This is a genomic window from Gemella sp. oral taxon 928 (assembly GCF_001553915.1).
Lineage (GTDB): Bacteria > Bacillota > Bacilli > Staphylococcales > Gemellaceae > Gemella > Gemella massiliensis.
In genome coordinates, this window is the sequence record NZ_CP014233.1 from 1,517,436 (window position 1) to 1,539,393 (window position 21,958).

Sequence of the window (21,958 nt, forward strand, 5' to 3'; positions counted from 1 at the left end):
ACTCCTTTTTTCTACTATAACTATTACACCTTTGTTCAATAAACAAGAAATAAGAAAAAGGCAAGAATATAACTATCCTTACCTTTTTCCTTAATTACTTAATTGAGTAAAGCAGTTCTAATACTTTTTCTTCAAATTTTACCAGTTTTTCTTCCGCTACCGATTTATCATCAGCTTTAACATAAATATATAATTTAATTTTCGGTTCTGTTCCACTCGGTCTAAGAGTATACCATGATTCATCATCATAACTGAATTTTACTGCATCTGTTTTTTCAATTGTTATATCTTTTTCTTCACCCGTTGCTACTATTTTTTCCTTCTGAGTTAAGTAATCTGTTACTACAGCTACCTTACTTCCCGCAATTTCACGTGCGAAGATTTCTCGATATTGTTCCATCATACGTTTTATACGTTTAGCTCCACTTGCCCCTTCTAAAACGATCGAAATAGTTTTATCTAAATAGTATCCATATTTTTTATAAAATTCGTCCAGTACATCAACCAATGTTTTACCTTGTTTTTTATAAAATGCTGCCGCTTCCACCAATAGCATTGCTATTGTAACACCATCTTTATCACGTAGGAATGTCCCTACATTATAACCGATACTTTCTTCATATCCCATTACATAATTTTTTTCAGCGGTTGTATCCCACTCATTCGGTAATGCACAAATATTTTTAAACCCTGTTAAAACGTCAATAACTTCTACTCCATACTCACTGCATAGCGGTTCAACCATTTTAGATGTTACGATTGATTTTACTAATGCAGGATTTTTCGGTAATTTTCCTTGTTTTGCAAGGTTTTCGATAACATATTGCACTAAAACGGCACCGGTTTGGTTACCGTTAAAGGATATTATTTCCCCATCGTGTACTACCTCAACTGCAAGTCTATCACAATCAGGATCCGTTGCAATAAGAATATCGGCATCAACTTTTTTAGCAAGACGTTCCCCATATTCAAAAGCTGCCGTATCTTCCGGATTTGGATATTCGATAGTTGGGAATGTTCCATCCGGATCTTTTTGCTCTTCTACTACATAAACATTATTAAAACCACGGTGCGCCAACACTGTTGTTACTGCTTTATACCCTGCACCATTTAGTGGTGTATAAACTACCGAAATGCCTTTATCAATATTATCATCATTAATAGCACAATCTAATGATTCTTTATAGAATTTTTCATCTATTTCCTTACCGATATAAATAAGCAATCCTTTTTTAATAGCTTCTTCTTCCGTCAGGGTTACATAATTATCAAAAATGTCCATTGAGTTTATATATTCAAGCACCTTGTCGCTGATATTTGATTTAATTTGTGAACCCTCTTGCCAATATACTTTATAACCGTTATACTCTTTTGGGTTGTGACTAGCTGTAATATTAATACCACTTGCAGTTTTTAAATAGCGTATAGTAAATGATAATTCCGGTGTTGGACGTAAATCTTCAAAAAGATATGCTTTTACACCGTTGCTAGCCATTACCAATGCTGCCAGTTTTGCGAATTCTTTTGAAAATAAACGTGGATCATGGGCAATAGCTATCCCCTTATCTTGCAAACCGTTATCAATAATCGTTTGTGCTAATGCTTTTGTTGCACGAGCGATAATAAAACGATTCATACGATTAGAACCCATTCCTACTTTTCCACGTAATCCGGCAGTCCCAAATTCCAATTCTTTGTAGAAACGATCTTCTTTTTCTTCTTCATTATTTGCAATATCAACAAGTTGCTTTCTTTCTTCATCGGTTAATACCGAACTATTTAACCATTTATCATATAATTCTTTATAGTTACTCATGCTTCACCTCTAAAATACTTTTTATTTTTATGCTAAGTTTAATGCTATTTCCATCATTTTTGTAAATGCTGTTTGTCTTTCTTCCGGAGTAGTTTCTTCTCCTGTTACTAATGAATCACTTACTGTTAAAATAGTCAAAGCATTAACACCTGCAGCTATTGCGTTTGCATAAAGTGCCGTGCTTTCCATTTCCACAGCCAGAACTCCCATTTTAATCCAATTTTCCATAGCATTTTTGTCAGAATTGTAGAAAATTTCACTGCATAAAATATTGCCGACATGTACCGGTTGCCCCATTTCTTGTGCCTTGTTGTATGCTTTTAATAACAAGTCAAACGAAGCAGTTAAACTTAACTCTCCCGGAATATTGTATTGATGCATATAATTTGAGTTCGTAGATGAACCCATTCCTAAAATCACATCATATAATTTTATATTTTTTTGTAGTGCTCCACACGTTCCAATTCTAATTAAATTTTTTACTCCGAATACATGAATTAATTCATATGAATAAATTCCTATACTGGCAGGTCCCATTCCAGTACCCATAACCGAAACTTTTTTACCTTTATATGTTCCGGTATATCCTAACATACCACGTACCTCATTAAAGCAAACGGCATCTTCCAAAAAGTTTTCAGCAATAAACTTCGCTCTTAATGGATCTCCCGGCAATAGCACTGTTTCTGCTATTTCAACTCCATTCGGTTTAATATGTGGTGTTTGTTTGTTTGACATTGGTTGTTCCCTCCATTTATTAGTTTGATAACATTATTATACCTTTTTTCCAACTCTTAAACAAGACTTATTTAAAAAAATAATTATCTTTGCTTAAACCAATCAAACACAAAGATTTCTGTTATTATCCGTTAATTAAAGAAAGATTTTTACTTAATAAAATGTTATTTAATAAAAGAAATATTTATCAAAACTTTTATTACACTTTTTTATAAAATTCATTAATAAATAAATCTTTTAAATATTTTCTGTAAAATATTGTCATTATCATTTAACGATTTCAATAGTATTTTCATACAATTTATTATATAATTAAAGCTATAACAAAAAAATATTAGAAAGAGGTTTTCTTATGTTACAATTAACTGTATTTTTACCGGTGATTGTTATGTTTTTTATTCCAACAATTAGAAAAAACTTTAAAACCATTCACCTAGGAAAAGTCGTTGTAATTGTACCGCTCGTGTTATTTGGATATTTTCTCTCACAACTAAAAAATATTTATTCAGGTGGTATAGTATATAAGTCTTTGGCGTTTGCAACTAATGTAGGCCTAGATATAAATTTTAAACTTGACGGACTATCTCTACTATTCACATTGCTTATAACAGGAATCGGAACTCTTGTTATTTTATACTCATGTTATTATATGGATATAAATGATCCTAAGCTACATAAATTTTATATTTTCCTACTGATTTTTATGTCGGCAATGTTAGGGGTTGTACTATCTGATAATCTGCTAAGTATGTATATGTTTTGGGAACTGACTTCTGTTTCTTCATTTTTACTTATCAGTTATTGGCATGAAAATGATGCTTCACGTAAAGGTGCATTGAAGTCACTTATTATTACTGTGTTTGGCGGCGTTTTAATGTTGCTTGGAATTTTTATTCTTAATAATGTTACAGGTAGTTTTAATATTAGTGAAATAATAACTTTCAGCCAGAATAATAAATATACTTCTAAGTATATACCGGCAATGATTCTAATATTGTTTGGAGCATTTACCAAATCCGCACAATTTCCGTTCCATATCTGGTTACCTGATGCCATGGCAGCACCAACACCGATTAGTAGTTATCTTCACTCGGCAACAATGGTTAAAGCCGGCATATATTTACTGCTGAGAGTTGGAATTATCTTTTCATTCAGTGCGTCATTTGGAAATATTTTAATTATTTTCGGTACTTTAACAATGTTAATCGGTTCGATTTCTGCAATTTTCCTTAAAGATTTAAAAGGAATTTTAGCATACTCCACTATAAGCCAACTTGGTATGATGACGTTAATGATCGGTATTGCAAACTTAGGATTATATGACAAGAATCATTATATTTACACGTTTGCATTTTATGCTGTATGTTTTCATATTATAAATCACGCTGCATTTAAAGCTTGTTTATTTATGATTACCGGAATTATTGATCATACCTTTCACACCCGTGATGTCAACAAATTGCGTGGAATTAGAGCTTATTTACCGATAAGTTTTATTTTAAGTATTATTGCAGGATTTTCCATGGCAGGAATACCACCATTAAGTGGATTTTTCTCTAAAGAGTATTTCTTAACAAGTGTTTATGGATTAATCAGTACAAGCAGTTTATATATTATTATCGCTATTTTAGTGGTTATAGCGTCGCTCGGTACTTTTATATATTCATTTATTTTAATCTTCAAACCTTTTTTAGGTACTTTTAATAAAACTTTCTCTAATGAAACAAAAATACACTTACCTGATAAAAAAATAACTGTCGCACCTGTTATTTTAGCTGTTTTTGTTATAATTAATAGTTTTATTAAAGATTACATCATTATACCGGCACAAAATGCAGCATTAGCCGGAGATGTTACAAATAATAAAATTATTTCTCACATCTCCCATGACAATTTTTTATCTAAAGAATTAATTACTACAATTTTAGTTGTTTTAATTGGAATATTTATTTATAAAACATTTGCTGCCAAAAATATTATTTACAAGTATAATCCTAGTATTATATCTATCCATCGTTTATACAATAGCTTAGGTACAAAGCTTCATGCCGGTGCAGGTTATCTTCATAATAAATTTATTACAAATGAACTAAAACGTAATATGAGTTATATTTTTCTTAGCTTATCGATTACTATTTTAGCTGGTTATGTTGCTGTTGGAAAACCGATTATTATCAATTCTTTCTCAAGTGTTCATATAATGAATATAATTATTGGTATTTGTATTGTTATTTGTTGTATCGCTATGGCGCGCTGTTACAATCGTTTAGTGTTGATTATTTTATCTTCAGGTGTCAGCTTTATGATGACTGCACTCTATGTTACATTCAGAGCCCCTGATCTTGCAATGACTCAATTTGTTATAGAATCAATTTCAACAATTATTTTCTTAATCGCATTTATTTTGCTAACAAATAAAACCAAACATGTTGAAAAGCAAAAATTTAAACTTACCAATGCGATTATTGCAGGATTAACCGGTATAAGTTTTATAACTGTCGGTCTGGTTTCTTATGCGTATAAAAATCCGTCAGCAATAAGCCAATTTTATTTTGATAATGTGGTAAGTTCCGGCGGTGGAAATATCGTTAATGTAATTATTGTTGACTTCAGGGGATTTGATACTTTGTTTGAAATTACAGTTATGACTATGGTTGCATTAATTATTTATGCAATGTTTAAAATTATTAAACGAGGAGGTAATAAAGATGAAAACTAATGATTTAATTTTAAAATCACTATCAGCCATTATATCCAGTTGTATATTCTTACTATCTCTAAGTTTATACTTTGGCGGTCATTTCTTACCGGGCGGTGGTTTTGTCGGCGGTCTTCTTTGTACAATGGCATTAGCTTTATCGATGTTTACCTATGGTATTAAACGTGTTACTAAGTTACTACCGATTAACTATATATATGTAACCGCAATAGGACTTTTATTTTCTGTCGGTACGGCATTTAGCGGCATTGTTACCGGTGAAAATTTCTTCAAACACCATTTTACTCATATACATGTTCCGCTAATGGGAGAAATGGAGCTGCACACAGCAGCAATATTCGATCTTGGAGTTTACCTAATTGTCGTTGGAGTTTTAATGTCTGTTATATTAGCTTTTGGAAAGGACGGTAAATAATGGAATTTTATATGATTATCTTATGCGGTATTCTTGTCGGTTTTGGTGTTTACCTAATGCTTTCTAAGAGTATGATTCGTATTATTATAGGTGTAGGGCTTTTCGGTCATGCAGCAAACTTAATAATTTTAATTTCCGGTGGTCTTGGTGATGGTGCCATTCCCATTATTTCAGAACTTGGGAAAAACTATGTAGACCCCATTCCGGCAGCACTTATTTTAACAGCTATCGTTATCGGTTTTGCTGTAACATGTCTACTTATTTCAATATATATAGCAAACTATAAACTAAAAGGCAGCGATAATGTTATTGAATTAGAGGATGTTGAAAATATAAAGGAGGAAACTCACTATGCTAAGTAATTTGCCGGTTATTCCGATTTTTATACCTCTTCTATTTGCTGCTATTACAATTCTGTTCAGACGTCGTGTAGCGATGCAAAGATTACTTGCTTTTACAGCTACACTGCTAACATTAGGATTTTCGATACTTAACATTTATATGGTTAATAAACATGAAATTCTAATATTAGAAATGGGAAATTGGGCTTCACCTTTCGGTATTACCTTAACATTAGATGGATTAAACAGTATTCTAGTTACTACATCCGGCATTGTGTTTTTGGCAACACTGTTTTATTCTTTTAAAACTATTGATAAAAAAAGAGAACTCAGTTTCTTTTACCCGGGATTTTTACTGATTATGGTTGGTATCAACGGAGCGTTTACAACAGGAGATATATTTAATTTGTTTGTTTTCTACGAAATTTTATTAATGTCTTCTTACTTATTGCTGTTAGTGGGAATTAATAAGGAACAATTAAAATCTTCTATCAGTTATGTGTTGATGAATGTTTTCGCAGGAAGTTTGTTTGTTATCAGCATTGGTTATCTATATACTATTGTCGGTAGTTTGAATATGGCTCACATCTCACAAACAATAGCAAATATGCAGGATAGACGCGGTATCTACCTAGTTGGTGCTGTAATGATTTTTGTTTTTTGTATGAAAGGTGCATTGTTTCCTCTATTTACTTGGATGAATCGTTCATATGCAGCACCTCCGATTTCAATTTCAATTATTTTCGGGGCATTATTAACCAAAGTCGGACTTTACTCTATTATTAGAACATACGGATTATTCTATTCGGAATCAAGTTTTATTAAAACTTACTTACTTATTCTCGGTACTATATCAATTATTGCAGGCTCAGTAGGTGCAATATATCAAAAAAATTTAAAACAAATAGTTATCTTTAACATAGTCATATCACTCGGCGTTATGGTAACCGGAACAGCCACATTAAATTCTTTCGGCGTTAAAGGGGCATTATTCTATGCCGTAAATGATATTCTTCTTAAAGCAGCCTTATTTATTATTGTAGGTTTGATTATCTACGCTAGCGGTGTTAAATTCCTACAAAAATGTGGTCTTATAAATAAATATCCCACTTTAGGTTGGGTATTTCTTATTGTAACTCTGTCGCTTGCCGGTGTTCCACCATTCAGCGGTTTCTACGGTAAAGCCCTAATTGTAAAAGGTCTTGTTATTGATCACCAAATTTTTGTAGCCGGTGTTGTTACACTATCCGGACTTGTGGTATTTTACTCACTAATTAGAATATTCCTTAATATTTTTTACGACAATATTAATAAGAATTTAGTATTAAAACCACTTCCTAAAGGTATTCTTATCCCTTTAGTTACATTGGTTGCTATTGCACTAATTATTGGAGTAAGCAGTAATTTATTAGACGGATTTTTTGAACGTGGAATTTCTACCATTTTAAATTCAAAAGACTATATTGACTTAGTCTTAAAGAAAGGAGCATAATTCATGGCAATACAATTTTTAATAAATATTTTTATCGGTATTCTTTGGATGTTCTTTTCTGGTAATTATAACTTGGAATATTTCTTTGTCGGATATTTTTGGGGTATGGTTATACTCTTTATCTTTAGAAAAATTTTCTTTAAATTTTCTATCGGCAAACAACTTTATTATACTTATGCTTACAAGTGGTTAAAACTTATAGTGATATTTCTTGTAGAGTTGCTAAAAGCAGGTGTAAATGTTCTAAAAATGATGTTTAGAAAAAACTTAGATGTCAATCCGGTCATTTTTGAATATGAACTTACAATTAAAAAAAATTGGCAAATTACATTACTTGCTAATATGATTACATTGACACCGGGGACTTTAACCGTTAATGTCGGATACAATAACAAAACATTATTCGTTCACTGTTTAGATACAGATAATATTGAAGGAGAAATTGAGAGCATTAAAAACAGTTTTGAAAAAGCAATATTGGAGGTTGACTTAAATGGATAAAATAGTTGAATACACAATATTATTAGGTATTTTCACCTCCCTTGCAATGATACTCTTTCTTTTAACTTATATCGTCAAAAAACCCGGTATTTTTGATAAACTGATTGCAAGTGATTTACTGGCTATGCCGCTTATTTGCCTAATAGTCTTAGTAAGTATGTATTACAAAACATTTTCTTATGTTTCACTAATTTTGATAATTGCTATTATCTGTTTAGTAGGTACTGTGGTTACAGCTAGATTTTTGGCTAAAAAGGAGGTTTTCAAAAATGATACTAAATAATATTTTAAGCATTATTGTTATACTCCTTATTTTAGTAGCAATAGTTTCGATGATAGCAACTATAATAGGTTTCATAAGACTTCCTGATGAATTAACAAAAATTCATGCGGCAGGTGTTACAGGTTCATTCGCAGTAGAACTAATTTTAATAGCAGGTTTTATTTACTTCTACAGATATTTGGAAGTATTTGAATACAAATTTTTGCTAGCTATACTTTTTCTATTCTTAGTAGCTCCGGTATCGGCACACATGATTTCACTTAATGCTATTATTTTTAACAAAAAAATCTACTCTAAAAATAATACTGATGAAGCAAAAAAAGTTTTAGAGGATATAAAAAAACTAAATAAATAATATTTAAAATCGGCATTAATTGTCGATTTTTTAGTTAATAACTCTTCAACTACAGCCTTTTTCAGCTACTCTTAATCATTCACATCTTGACTTATTTTGTTTTATATAGTAATATTTTTATAGATTATTAAACAAGGAGTCATATTTATGAGAAACTATTTTGGAACAGACGGTATTCGTGGTGTTGCAGGAAAAACATTAACAGCCGATTTGAGTTTTAAAGTTGGTAAAGCACTTGGAACATTGTTAACGAATAAAAAAGAACATCCAAAAGTAATAATAGGAAGAGATACCAGAATATCTTGTGATATGATTGAGTACGCTCTTATCGCCGGCCTTACAAGTGTCGGTGTTGATGTTATGCCTATCGGCGTTATCCCCACTCCGGCTATTGCCTATTTAACAAAAACTATGGAAACTGACAGCGGGATTATGATTTCGGCATCACATAATCCTTATCAGGATAATGGAATTAAAATATTTGGACCGGATGGTTTTAAATTAACAGATGATGAAGAACTGAAAATAGAACACCTAATTAATTCTTCAAATGAAATAAAAAATACTTCATTTGATAAAATCGGAAAAACATATCTTGCTACCGAACTAACTCAAAAATATATTCAACACATTAAACAATCAATTAATAATGATTTGTTGGGATTAAGTATTGCACTTGACTGCGCAAATGGTGCTACAACCCAAGTCGCTCCGTTTCTATTTGGAGATTTAGAAGCAGATATAGAAACTATCGGTTGCAAACCTAACGGAATTAATATCAACGATAATGTAGGTTCAACCAAAATACATACTCTTGCAGATTTTGTTAAAGAACATAATGTTGATGTTGGTTTTGCCTTTGATGGTGACGGTGATAGAGTTTTAGCAGTCGATAATGAAGGAAATATTGTAGATGGCGATAAAATTATGTTTATTTTAGCTAAACATCTAAAAGATAATAATGAATTAAAAGATAACATGGTCGTTTCTACTGTAATGAGTAATATCGGTTTTTATAAAGCCCTAGAAGCAAACGGGTTATCCTCTAAAAAAACTTCTGTCGGGGATAGATATGTAGTTGAAGAAATGAGAAAAAATGATTATTCTCTTGGTGGAGAACAGTCAGGGCATATTATTATGATGAATTACGCCACTACCGGCGACGGCATTTTAACCGCCGTTCAGTTAGCTAGTATTATAAAAAATTCCGGTAAATCATTAAAAGAATTAGCCGACGAAGTAAATATCTACCCGCAGAAGTTAGTAAATATAAAAGTTAACAACAAAAAAGAAGTAATGGAAGATGAAGAAATACTTTTAGAATGTAAAAAAGTGGAAAAGGAACTGGAAAATAACGGTAGAATTCTTCTTCGAGCTTCCGGAACTGAAAATCTTATTCGCGTAATGGTGGAAGCCAGCACTGACGAATTAACAGATAAGTACTGTGAACAAGTGGCAAAACTGGTAAGAGAAAAATATGAAGTTAAATGATAATTTTGAAATGCGATCTCTATTTTCAAATAGAGACGTATTTTATTTTTGTACTTTAAAATCATATTAAATATGATATTTTAATTTTTTCTAAATATTTTATATTCGCTCTTTATTTTTCTTTTTTTAAGAATAAATATATTTAAGCATTTTCATTTACACAAGTAGAAAAATTTTTGTATATTATGTACATTTTTTTATATAATTTTTTTCTAAATATTATATTAATAGACATGTTTTTTATAAAATTTATTTTATATTTTTATTATAATTTATAATTTTATCTAACTAGAGCTACTATCCATATTTATAATATAAATAATTAGTAACTAATTCTCAAAATATTAATCTTTTTATGTAATAATTTCACTATTAATATTTTAATAAATTATTTATCTCCCTTTTTGGAAAAGAATTTATTTTTCTCTTGTTTTTTGTATATACTTCTGATATAATTATTAGTGAAGTAATTGTTATATTACTTCGAATGTTCTTTTATTATAAGTCTCCCTAGCTTATAATAAAGACTTTTCATATTTACTCCCTTATTTCTACCTTACAATATTTTTTGTAAGGTAGGTTTTTTTATTTTATATTTTTCCGCAAATAATATACTCCTATTGTAAAATATATTGTTTCTTACTTTTATTGAATATTTAGAAAATTATTTTATAACCCCTTACTCAGTAACATGTCTTTTTAATTTTCCTATCATTTTCACTATAGTTCCAAAAATTTTCCTTGACTTATAATGTTTCCTAGGGTAAACTATTGTGTAGAAGTAAAAGATAGGAAGTGGGAATTATGATTGAAATAAAAAATTTATCCGTTACTTATAAATTGGTACCGGCACTTGATAATGTATCGTTAAATATAACCAAATCCAATATAATCGGAATTATCGGACCAAATGGTGCCGGAAAATCTACTTTATTAAAAGCTATGCTAGGTATTATTAATTTTACCGGTAATGTTAATATTGATAATAAAGATATAAATTTATCATTAAAAAATATTGCTTATGTCGAACAAAAAATAAATATAGATTATACGTTTCCAATTAAAGTAAAAGAGTGTGTTTCTTTAGGTTTGTATCCGAAAATAAAACTATTTCACGGTTTGAAATCCGAGGATTGGAAGAAGGTTAAAAAAGCATTAGAAATTGTTAATTTAACTGAATTTGCCGACAGACAAATTAGCGAATTATCCGGAGGACAATTTCAAAGGGTTCTAATAGCCAGATGTTTAGTTCAAGAAGCGGACTATATTTTTTTAGATGAACCTTTTGTCGCAATTGATTCTGTTAGTGAAGATATTATAATGAATACCTTAAGAGAATTAAAAGCACAAGGTAAAACTATTCTTATCGTTCACCATGATTTGAGCAAGGTAAAATCTTATTTTGATAAAATACTTATTCTTAATAAACAGCTTATAGCTTTCGGGAATACTGATGATACTTTTACTAAAGAAAATCTTAAAAGAGCCTATGGTTCTAATATTTTTGTAACAGGAGGGGAATAATATGATTAAAGAATTTATAGATGGTTTATATAATTATCACTTCTTACAAAACGCTCTAATTACGGCTATTATTATTGGTATTGTAGCCGGTGCAGTTGGTTGCTTTATTATTCTTCGCGGTATGTCCTTGATGGGAGATGCTATTTCTCATGCTGTCTTACCGGGTGTTGCAGTATCTTTTATTCTAGGTATTAACTTCTTTATCGGAGCTATTATTTTTGGACTTTTAGCATCTGTTATTATTACTTATATAAAAGGAAACTCTATTATTAAAAGTGATACCGCTATTGGAATTACCTTTAGTTCATTTCTTGCACTTGGGGTTATTCTTATAGGAGTTGCTAACAGTTCAACAGATTTATTTCACATCTTATTCGGTAATATCCTTGCCGTTCAAGATATTGATATGTATATCACCATCGGCGTAGGTATGTTTGTCCTACTTATTATTAAGTTATTTTTCAAAGAGTTACTGATAACTTCTTTTGATGGATTACTTGCGCAGGCTATGGGTATGAAAGTTAACTTCTATCATTATCTTCTAATGATTTTATTAACGTTGGTTTCTGTTACCGCTATGCAAAGTGTTGGTACTATTTTAATAGTTGCTATGCTTATTACACCGGCTGCTACAGCTTATCTTTACGCAAACAGCCTAAAAGTTATGATAATTTTATCTTCAACAATAGGTGCTGTATCTTCTGTGTTAGGATTATTTATAGGTTATTCATTTAATATTGCTGCAGGTTCCAGTATTGTATTAACATCTGCCGTTATATTTGTTATCAGCTTCTTCATAGCACCAAAACAGCGTTTTTTCAAAAATTAAATAAAATTATTTAATGTTTTTATAAAAAATTATTTTAATAAAGGAGGACCTATTAATATGAAAAATATTAAAAAATTAGGTTTTATTTCTCTTCTTTTGGCATTAGTTGTCGGGCTTTTTGCCTGTTCCGCAGGTCAAAAGAACAATTCAAATACCAGCGAAACTACTAAACTTAAAGTCGTCGCTACCAACTCTATTATTGCGGATATTACTAAAAATATCGCCGGTGATAAAATTGATTTACACAGTATAGTTCCGGTCGGACAGGATCCACACGAATATGAACCTTTACCTGATGATGTGAAAAAAACTTCAGAAGCTAACTTAATATTTTACAATGGTATAAATCTTGAAACAGGTGGCAATGCTTGGTTTACAAAACTTGTAAAAAATGCTAATAAAACTGAAAATAAAGATTACTATGCAGTAAGCGACGGTGTTGAAGTTATTTATTTAGAAGGTAAAAATGAAAAAGGTAAAGAAGACCCTCACGCATGGTTAAATCTTGAAAACGGAATGATATATGCAAAAAATATAGCTAAACAATTAATAGAAAAAGATCCAAAAAATAAAGATTTTTATGAACAAAATCTTAAAAACTACTTAGAAAAATTAACAAAATTGGATAATGAAGCAAAAGATAAATTTAATAATATCCCTACCGAGAAAAAAATGATTGTAACTAGTGAAGGTTGCTTCAAATATTTCTCTAAAGCTTATAATGTACCATCAGCTTACATTTGGGAAATTAACACTGAAGAAGAAGGAACACCTGAGCAAATTAAAGCACTTGTGGAAAAACTTCGTAAAACTAAAACTCCGTCATTATTTGTTGAAAGTAGTGTAGATGATCGCCCAATGAAAACTGTATCTAAAGATACTAATATACCTATTTATGCTAAAATCTTTACAGATTCTGTTGCTGAAAAAGGTGAAAGAGGAGATAGCTACTACGATATGATGAAATGGAATTTAGATAAAATTTCTGAAGGACTTGCTAAATAATGTGGTCGATTCAATTAAAACAAAATCAAAATACTAAACCTATAGATCACATATTAGTGCAACAAAGTGAAATGACACAATATATACTTAAATTAAAATTACTATAGTTACCAAATAATAATTACTCAAAAAATACCTAGAGATTGTTAATCAACCTCTAGGTATTTATTATCTTATTTATTTTTCATATATGGGAACATCAATACGTCACGTATTGATGTGGAATTTGTAAGTAACATCACAAGTCTATCAATACCGATTCCTAACCCGCCGGTCGGTGGCATACCATATTCTAATGCTTCTACAAAATCTTCATCCATCTCATAAACTTCCTCATTACCTGCATCTTTTTCGTCCATTTGATCTAAGAAACGTTGTTTTTGATCAATCGGATCATTTAACTCACTAAACGCATTAGCATGTTCACGACGCACAATAAACAGTTCAAATCTATCGGTAAATCTCGGATCATCTACATTAGTTTTTGCTAACGGAGAAACTTCTACAGGATGACCATAGACAAATGTTGGCTGAACTAATGTTTCTTCAACAAACGTTTCAAAAAATTCATTAATAATGTGCCCAACTTTCATATCTTTTCTTACCGGCACATTGTGTTCTTTAGCTAAATCATGAGCTTTTTCGTCTGTCATTTTTTCCCAGAAATCAATTCCTGTTACTTCTTTAATAATATCAACCATATGCACTCGACGCCATTTTGGTGTCAAATCAATCTCATCTTCACCGTAGGTAATTTTAGTTGTTCCGTGAATTTGTTCACAAATATAGGCAATCATTGATTCTGTCAAATCCATAATATCATTAAAGTCCGCATATGCTTCGTATAACTCTATCATTGTAAATTCCGGATTATGTCGTGTTGATACACCTTCATTACGAAATGCGCGTCCTATTTCATATACTTTCTCCAATCCACCCACAATAAGTCGTTTTAACGGTAACTCTAAGGCTATACGCATAAATAACTGCATATCCAACGCATTGTGGTGGGTTACAAACGGTTTTGCCGCAGCCCCTCCGGCGATACTGTGCATCATGGGTGTTTCAACTTCTAAATAACCACGTTCGTTTAAATAACTACGCATAATTTGAATAATTTTTGAACGAAGAATAAAAGTTTCTTTACTTTCGCTATTCATAATTAAATCAACATAGCGTCTTCTATAACGTTCTTCAACATCTTTAAGACCGTGAAATTTGTCCGGTAAAGGGCGTAATGCTTTTGTCAAAATTTCAAATTTATCGGCTTTTACCGATAATTCACCCACGTTTGTTTTAAATAGTACACCGCTAACCCCGACAATATCCCCTAAATCTAATGTTTTAAAATACTCATAACTATCTCCTACTCTGTCTTGACGTACATAGATTTGAATTTGCCCTCCTAAATCTTGGACGTGAGCAAACCCAGCTTTACCTTTTCCACGTTTTGTCATTACACGACCTGCTATTGTTACAGAGATATTTTTTTCAGAAAGTTCTTCTTTACTGTATTTATCATACTCATTCACAAGTTCACTTGATAAATGAGTTCTTTCAAATTTTGTACCAAATGGATCTATACCGTTTTTACGCATTGCATCCATTTTTTCGCGACGCACAACCATTTGATCATTTAATTCAAGTGCATCATTTACTTTGATTTCTTCTGTCATGTTGTGTTCCTTTCTAGCTCTTTTTTATCTAATCTTTTCCACATAAACACTATTATAACACATTTTAATCGTTTTTTGTTACCCTTTATTATTATATTTATTGAATTTTTTTATTTTCTGGTTTATAATGGCATTAAAATTATAAAGTAAAGGTCAAAAATATGAAATTTATTAATAAAATCCCCATACCAATAGCCGGTCTGGCTTTAGGGAGCGTGGCACTGGGAAATCTTTTAGCAACATATAGCTCCTTATTACAATTATTTTTTAGTTTAATATCACTAATTATCGTTATATTATTGACGATTAAATTTTCTATTACTCCTAAAATATTAAAATCGGAATTTACTAATCCCTTAATAGCTACCGTATTTTCTACTTTTCCCATGTCAATAATTTTACTAAGTACATACTTTAAGAAATACCTTGGGTATTCAATGAGTATTATTTGGGTATTCGGCATTGCATTGGATATTTTTGTTCTTTGTTTCGTTGTTAGTAATTTTTTGATTAAAAAACAAAATATTAAATTTATTTTTCCAACATGGTTTATTACATTCGTAGGGCCTGCAGTTGTAACTGTTACAGCTATTTCTTATAATCTTGAAATGCTGGGCAAAATATTTTTTTGGTTTTCGTTTATTAACTATATTATTTTAATACCTTTTGTATTGTATAGGGTATATGTGTATAAAAAGTTAAATGTTGCCGCACTTCCCACCTTAACTATTTTTTCTGCACCGGGTGGACTACTCCTTGCAAGCTATATGATTGGAATTACTAATAAATCAGAACTGATTATAAAAATTTTATTAATTCTCTGTTTTATATTTTATATGTTTGTTCTTATCCAACTGCCTTTACTACTAAATAGAAAATTCTATCCTAGTTATTCAGCTTTTACTTTCCCACTAGTTATCTGTGGAATGGCTTTTCAAAAAACCTATAATTACTATTATGATACGGGAAATAATTCTCTCATTCTTAAAATAGGAGTATATTTCAGTGAAGTATTAGCTACTATTATTGTTATATATGTTTTATATAGTTTTATTAAGCATGTTTTTAAACTTGAAAAATAAGTTAATTAATTTTTTTAATTAACTTATTTTATTTTTTAATGTTATAATGTCAGATTTAAGTTAGATAAATTAACACAAATTTGACTTTAAGTATTGTTTAGTCTTCAAAAATAATATATAATATACTTGCAAGAAAACATTTTCAAATTTTTGTGCTAATGATGGAAATTATTTCACATTAAATTTTTGAATATGTATTTTATTTTTTTATAGAAGGAGATTTATTTATGAATGATTTAAAAAAAGATATCGGTTTCTTCGGTGCTTTCTCTACAGTTGTTGGAGTCGTAATTGGTTCCGGAGTGTTTTTTAAGGCAGCAATTATTTATAAAACCACCGGTAATGTCAGCCTTGGTTTACTTGCTTGGATTTTAGCCGGTATCATCAGTATTTGCGCTGGACTTACCACAGCGGAATTAGCTGCAGCTATTCCTGAAACCGGCGGAATGATTGTTTGGGTGGAACGTGCTTATGGAAAAACTATGTCTTATCTGCTTGGTTGGGCTCAGGCAGTCATCTATTATCCGGCAAGTATAGCGGCAGCATCAGCTATTTTTGCTACACAATTTACCAATTTGTTTCATATAGATAAAAAATATTCTATCCTTGTGGGAGCTTGTGGGGCAGCAACTGTTACTTGTTTAAACTTATTAGGCAGTAAGGCTAGCGGTCGTATTCAAACGGTAGCAACTATTTGCAAATTAATACCTATTATAGCAATTATAGTTTTCGGTTTATTGCAACCTAATCCGACAACGATAGAATTTTTACCTACCGGTTCCGGTAACAGCTCACTAGGCGGTGCTTCTTTATCAGCTGTAGGTGCAGCCTTGCTTGCGGCAATGTATGGTTATGACGGTTGGATTAATGTTGGTACCGTAGCCGGAGAAATGAAAGATCCAAAACGTGATTTACCAAGAGCAATTTTATATGGTTTACTGGTTATCACCGCAATATATCTACTTATCAATGTTGCTTATTTAATGACTATGCCAATGGAACAAATCGCCGGAAATGGTAATGTTCCTAATGATGTTGCAACAAAATTATTCGGTTCTTATGGTGGTAAGATAATCACAATCGGTATCATGATTAGTGTTTACGGTACTATGAACGGCTTCACTATGACCGCTATTCGTGTCCCTTACGCTATGGCTATGAAAGATCAAATACCGTTTAAAAATATATGGATAAAACTTAACAGCTTTTCTATTCCTTATATATCTGCTCTTGTTACACTTGTACTAACTATTGCAATGATGTTTACAGGAGAGTTTGACACATTAACAGACTTCTTGCTGTTTACAATATGGATTTTCTTTATTTTGACATTTTTCGCTGTATTTGTTCTTAGAAAAAAAGAACCTGAATTACCAAGACCTTATAAAGTTCCATTATATTCAATTATACCTATAATTGCTATTGTCGGCGGAGCATATATTGTCATTGCTGCTATTATAACTCAATTCACATTAGCAGTAAGCGGTGTTGCATTAACATTAGTCGGTTTGATTTTCTATACAGAAATACATAAGAAATTTAAAAAATAATAGATAATTGTAAAGAGATTAATTTTAAAATTGAATTTTTTGAGATCAATTAATTTAAAATTAATCTTTTTATTATTAAATATTTTTTAGGAATTTTAGTAGATAATTCTGACCCTTTTATTACAAAAATTACATTTCATAATCTTAGACAAAACACCGTTAAATATATCTCAATTACTTTACTACTCCACTGTACTGAATATTTGATTAATTTTACTTTTCATATTTTTGGCTATATTATTTGGGTTCAATTTTTAAAAAATTTTTGATACAATATAACTATAAAACTTTAAAGGAGCGGCTATGAATAATTCTTTGAATAAAACTTTAAAAAAAGAAATTAGTATAACTGAATTATTATATGATTTTATTTTTTCTTTTGCTTTTTGTAATATTTTTAATATAATTCTTGGTAGTTATAACTCTTCATTAGGTTTTAATTTTTTTCTTTCTTTTCTTTTTATATTTATTATTTTTGTAAATACTTGGAATATTGAGATGATCCATATTAATCGTTACGGAAAAAATTCTTTATTTAATATTGTTTTTATGATTATTCAAATTTGTATTTTAATAATAACATTGAATAATATTGATACTTATCACTGGACTATATTATACAGAAATTTAATATTGTATTTAACTATATTATCTTTTATACTTAGTGTTCAGCATACTGTTCAGTATTTTATCGTTACCGATCTTATAGAAAAAAAGATAACTGAGCCTTTTATTTATATTCTTAGCGGTCGTACTTTCAGTTTATTTTTGGGTATTATTTTACCTCAACCATATTCATTATTATTTATTATGATTAGTTTCTTTACAAGTTGGCTACTTCCCAGTTTTATCTCACGTTCACTTCATGCTAAAACCATTATTTTTTCTCATGTTGTTAAACGTTGCTTTATTTTTACAACAGGTTTATTTAGTTCTATTATTATAAATAACTTTATTACTACCGAACAAAAAAATTGGTTTATTATATTTGTTATTATTGCTTTATTGTATCTATTTTATCAAATAAATATCGAACGCTTTATAGATTTTTTCCTGATTAATCAATCAGGAAACAGTTACCTATATCATAATTATTTTATTATACTGGGATTATGTATTATTAATTTTACACTTCCAAAACTAACCGAAAATAAATTATTTTTATTATTTATAATGGGAGTTTTCTTCTTTTTAGTCGGTAATCTATTGCAAAATCAATACAACAAAAAAGGCTGTAAATATTCTAAATATTTTTTTGTAACTATTTTTCTAATTTTTCTACTTGGCTCACTACTGAGCATGATACTAAATTATTCATTGATCGTTATACTTCTAACTATTATTTTTATATTATTATCTTATTTTATTTTCAACATAAAAAGAACTAATCCTAAGTTATAGAATTAGTTCTTTCCCACTATCTTGCTTCTTCATAATCTAATATTTCTGATACTTTGCTGGCAATATAACGACCCAGTTGCTCATGTTTTTTTTCATCTAAATGAATACAGTCTATTGGTGATGCTTCCGCTACTCTTGCCGCATTTAAAAAATCTACCTCGTATTTATCGCTTATTTCTTTAAATGTCTGTGGTAAAAATTTAGATTGTTTTAAGCTATTTTCATCAAATTCTCCAAAAGAACTTTGTCTTTCTACTATTTCATCACGTAAATAAACCGGAGAAACAACTAAGATTTTCGGTATTTTATATCCCTCCACTAAATGTGGATTTCTTATATATTTTATAAATTCTTCCATACCTCGTGCCAAATGTTTTGCACTAGGGTTAAATTGTTTTTTTAAATCATTAGTCCCTAACATTATAATAACTAAATCAACAGGAACATGACTAAGCATTAAAATCGGTAATGTATCCACTCCACATCTTACAGGTACTATAGTATCTTTTGCCGTAATTGTTCTGCCACATAATCCTTCTTCTATTATTTCATCTTCTGAACGAATTTCAGATAAAATTTTTGTCCAGCGTTTTTCCATTCTTAAATTTTCATCTCCGGGTACAAAGCCCCAAGTATTACTATCTCCTATACATAAAATTCGCATTATTACCTCCACCTTTTAAGCATCTTTATTTTAAAACTTACATTTATTCTATCAAATAGACTATTAAAAATCAATATCCTTAACATTATAATTTTTATTTAATAAAAATACAACTGTTAATTATTAAAAATTTCATCATAACTTCATATATGCTATAATAATATTAAATTTTTAACTCTATACTAAAGGAGATAATATGATTAAACTTATTGAACCGACTATTGAACTTAAAGACGAAATACTATCATATAAACAAGAATTTATTGATAATAATGAAATTATTCATGGTGGATTAAACCTTGAAAAATATGAGAATATAACTGATTTTATTAAAAGTTTAAAAAATTATAAACATAAAGAAACCTGCCCCAAAAATTTTGTTACAGCTCATACCTTTCTTATTATGAACGACGATCATCTTGTAGGTATTATTAATACCCGCCATGGTTTAAATGATTATCTATTTAAACATGGAGGACATATTGGTTATAGCATAAGAAAAAGTGAGCGTCAAAAAGGCTATGCAAAAGAAGCATTAAAACTTGGTTGTGAATTTTTATTTAATGAAATTGGATTAGAAAAAATTCTTGTTACATGTGACAAGAAAAATATTGCCTCTAAGAAAACTATAGAAGCAAATAATGGAATATTCGAAAATGAACTACAAGAAGATGAACGTACTACTTTAAGATATTGGATTAGCAAACTTTAATTAATACTTTTTTCTTGACCTTAATTCTTATTTTTTTTATAATTGGTAAATATATAAAAAAACTTTAGGAGATTAACATGAAATTAAATAATATCGCTAAGTTTTCTCTACTTAGCATTTCTATATTACTTATGTCGCATTTAGCCATTTCTCCGGTTATTCCCAATTTGTATAATTTATATCATACAAAAAATTCTAATATTGGACTAGCTTCCGTTGAAAGTTTAGCAACTATTCCTGCGATGATGATTACTATTTTTGTTTTGATAAGTAATATTGTTATAAAATATCTTGGTAAAAAAAATACGGTTCTTCTCGGACTTATTATTATTTTCTTTGCGGGTCTGACACCGATTTTTACCACAAATTTCAAAATAGTTCTTATTAGTAGACTTCTTTTAGGCGCAGGTATTGGATTATTCAATTCTCTATCTATAAGTATGATCAGTGATTTTTTTGACGGTGAAACTAAAGGAACAATGATTGGTATGAGGACAGCATTTTTAAATATAGGCAAAGCACTCACTACATTTATTTCCGGGTATTTACTAATATTTGGTACGCAATATATTTTTCTGGTATATTCACTGGCACTACCTATATTTTTCTTGTTTTTAATATTTGTTCCTAATACCGATAACGAAATCAGCAAAAAAGTAAGTGTGAAATTTCATAAAGAAACTGTTATTTTAACTCTGTTAACATTCTTTGTTGGAATTTGTTATATGGGTGCTACTATAAAAATTCCTACTCTTTTAGCAGGAAAATATTTTTATTCACCGGATGTAACAAGAAATTTACTAACCGTCTTAGCTATTAGCGGAATTTTCTCAGGATTTTTATTTGGTAAACTGGTTAAAAACTTTAAAAATTTAACTTTAACCATTATGCTCGGTTTTATGACTGTTGGCAGCTTTATTTTTGCTGTATCCAATAATACCTTACTATTCTACGCTGCTGCGGTTTTAATAGGAATCAGTTTTGTCGGTACAATGTCATTTAATTTCTTTTATATTTCTAAAAAATTGGAAAATAAATTTATTAATTTTTCAACGAGCGTTCTGTTAGTCGGTGGAAATATAGGAGTTATTTTAACACCGCTAGTACTTACCAAACTACCGGAAAAATTACATTTAGAGCCGTTTATTACACCATTTTACATAACTTCAATAATTATGCTTATCTGCTCTATTATAAGTTATTTTAGTTTAAAAAATAGCAATTAAATAGTTTTTAACTAAAATTTACTATAAGTATAAAAGAACAAAATACCCCAAAAAACTTATATAAGTCTTTTGGGGGAATTTTTATGCTCTGCACTTATTATAACAACCTGAATTTTGTAGGCTAATTCACCATATTTA

20 protein-coding genes are annotated in these 21,958 nt (G+C 29.9%); 16 read left to right on the forward strand and 4 right to left on the reverse strand.

The features are described from left to right. Positions 1–94 precede the first annotated feature (94 nt). Positions 95–1,816 carry a phospho-sugar mutase gene (locus AXE85_RS07020; RefSeq protein ID WP_062174235.1) on the reverse strand — a complete coding sequence of 574 codons (1,722 nt, stop codon included), beginning with the start codon at positions 1,814–1,816 and terminating at the stop codon, positions 95–97. A gap of 27 nt (positions 1,817–1,843) precedes the next feature. Further along, complete coding sequence (gene deoD, locus AXE85_RS07025) at positions 1,844–2,554, reverse strand: purine-nucleoside phosphorylase (protein WP_062174237.1); 711 nt, start codon at positions 2,552–2,554, stop codon at positions 1,844–1,846. 352 nt (positions 2,555–2,906) lie between these two features. Here deoD and mbhE point away from each other — a divergent pair, with 352 nt between their 5' ends. From mbhE to AXE85_RS07080, 11 genes are all read left to right on the forward strand, one after another. Then, entirely contained in the window at positions 2,907–5,273 is a 2,367-nt protein-coding gene (mbhE, locus tag AXE85_RS07030) for a hydrogen gas-evolving membrane-bound hydrogenase subunit E (RefSeq protein ID WP_062174240.1), read from the forward strand. Further along, positions 5,263–5,688, forward strand: a complete 426-nt coding sequence (locus AXE85_RS07035; RefSeq protein WP_062174242.1) for an MnhB domain-containing protein — start codon at positions 5,263–5,265, stop codon at positions 5,686–5,688. Before mbhE ends, AXE85_RS07035 begins: the two co-directional genes overlap by 11 nt. Continuing rightward, complete coding sequence (locus tag AXE85_RS07040; RefSeq protein ID WP_062174243.1) at positions 5,688–6,050, forward strand: sodium:proton antiporter; 363 nt, start codon at positions 5,688–5,690, stop codon at positions 6,048–6,050. The genes AXE85_RS07035 and AXE85_RS07040 overlap by 1 nt, the downstream gene beginning before the upstream one ends. Next, the gene (locus AXE85_RS07045; RefSeq protein WP_062174245.1) at positions 6,040–7,521 is read left to right on the forward strand and encodes a proton-conducting transporter transmembrane domain-containing protein; all 1,482 of its coding nucleotides are present in this window, start codon (positions 6,040–6,042) and stop codon (positions 7,519–7,521) included. The genes AXE85_RS07040 and AXE85_RS07045 overlap by 11 nt, the downstream gene beginning before the upstream one ends. Before the next feature lie 3 nt (positions 7,522–7,524). Further along, on the forward strand, positions 7,525–8,022 hold the full coding sequence (locus AXE85_RS07050; RefSeq protein ID WP_062174247.1) for a Na+/H+ antiporter subunit E: 498 nt from the start codon (positions 7,525–7,527) through the stop codon (positions 8,020–8,022). Beyond that, positions 8,015–8,305, forward strand: a complete 291-nt coding sequence (locus tag AXE85_RS07055; RefSeq protein ID WP_062174249.1) for an MrpF/PhaF family protein — start codon at positions 8,015–8,017, stop codon at positions 8,303–8,305. Before AXE85_RS07050 ends, AXE85_RS07055 begins: the two co-directional genes overlap by 8 nt. Beyond that, the gene (locus AXE85_RS07060; RefSeq protein ID WP_062174251.1) at positions 8,292–8,660 is read left to right on the forward strand and encodes a cation:proton antiporter; all 369 of its coding nucleotides are present in this window, start codon (positions 8,292–8,294) and stop codon (positions 8,658–8,660) included. The genes AXE85_RS07055 and AXE85_RS07060 overlap by 14 nt, the downstream gene beginning before the upstream one ends. A 147-nt stretch (positions 8,661–8,807) precedes the next feature. Beyond that, entirely contained in the window at positions 8,808–10,151 is a 1,344-nt protein-coding gene (gene glmM, locus AXE85_RS07065; RefSeq protein ID WP_062174253.1) for a phosphoglucosamine mutase, read from the forward strand. Positions 10,152–10,955: 804 nt separating this feature from the next. Beyond that, positions 10,956–11,675, forward strand: a complete 720-nt coding sequence (locus tag AXE85_RS07070; RefSeq protein ID WP_062174255.1) for a metal ABC transporter ATP-binding protein — start codon at positions 10,956–10,958, stop codon at positions 11,673–11,675. Between the two features lies 1 nt (position 11,676). Continuing rightward, complete coding sequence (locus tag AXE85_RS07075) at positions 11,677–12,504, forward strand: metal ABC transporter permease (protein ID WP_062174257.1); 828 nt, start codon at positions 11,677–11,679, stop codon at positions 12,502–12,504. A gap of 66 nt (positions 12,505–12,570) precedes the next feature. Beyond that, on the forward strand, positions 12,571–13,509 hold the full coding sequence (locus tag AXE85_RS07080) for a metal ABC transporter substrate-binding protein (RefSeq protein ID WP_040461226.1): 939 nt from the start codon (positions 12,571–12,573) through the stop codon (positions 13,507–13,509). A 173-nt stretch (positions 13,510–13,682) separates the two neighbouring features. Here AXE85_RS07080 and lysS read toward each other — a convergent pair whose 3' ends face one another. Further along, complete coding sequence (gene lysS / locus AXE85_RS07085; protein WP_062174258.1) at positions 13,683–15,185, reverse strand: lysine--tRNA ligase; 1,503 nt, start codon at positions 15,183–15,185, stop codon at positions 13,683–13,685. Between the two features lie 161 nt (positions 15,186–15,346). On the opposite strand from lysS, the gene AXE85_RS07090 reads away from it, so the two are divergent. From AXE85_RS07090 to AXE85_RS07100, 3 genes are all read left to right on the forward strand, one after another. Further along, positions 15,347–16,267, forward strand: coding sequence for a TDT family transporter (locus tag AXE85_RS07090; RefSeq protein WP_062174260.1), 921 nt, complete (start codon positions 15,347–15,349; stop codon positions 16,265–16,267). 227 nt (positions 16,268–16,494) lie between these two features. Next, positions 16,495–17,817: an APC family permease gene (locus tag AXE85_RS07095; protein WP_062174262.1), complete on the forward strand. Its 1,323-nt coding sequence runs from the start codon at positions 16,495–16,497 to the stop codon at positions 17,815–17,817. Between the two features lie 303 nt (positions 17,818–18,120). Then, the gene (locus tag AXE85_RS07100; protein WP_062174265.1) at positions 18,121–19,218 is read left to right on the forward strand and encodes a low temperature requirement protein A; all 1,098 of its coding nucleotides are present in this window, start codon (positions 18,121–18,123) and stop codon (positions 19,216–19,218) included. A gap of 16 nt (positions 19,219–19,234) precedes the next feature. On the opposite strand, the gene AXE85_RS07105 is transcribed toward AXE85_RS07100, so the two are convergent. Next, positions 19,235–19,882, reverse strand: a complete 648-nt coding sequence (locus AXE85_RS07105; protein ID WP_062174267.1) for a GDSL-type esterase/lipase family protein — start codon at positions 19,880–19,882, stop codon at positions 19,235–19,237. A 196-nt stretch (positions 19,883–20,078) separates the two neighbouring features. Between AXE85_RS07105 and AXE85_RS07110 the strand changes: the two genes are divergently transcribed. Continuing rightward, positions 20,079–20,594, forward strand: a complete 516-nt coding sequence (locus tag AXE85_RS07110; RefSeq protein WP_062174269.1) for a GNAT family N-acetyltransferase — start codon at positions 20,079–20,081, stop codon at positions 20,592–20,594. Positions 20,595–20,671: 77 nt separating this feature from the next. Continuing rightward, positions 20,672–21,820, forward strand: a complete 1,149-nt coding sequence (locus AXE85_RS07115; RefSeq protein WP_062174271.1) for an MFS transporter — start codon at positions 20,672–20,674, stop codon at positions 21,818–21,820. Positions 21,821–21,958 lie beyond the last annotated feature (138 nt).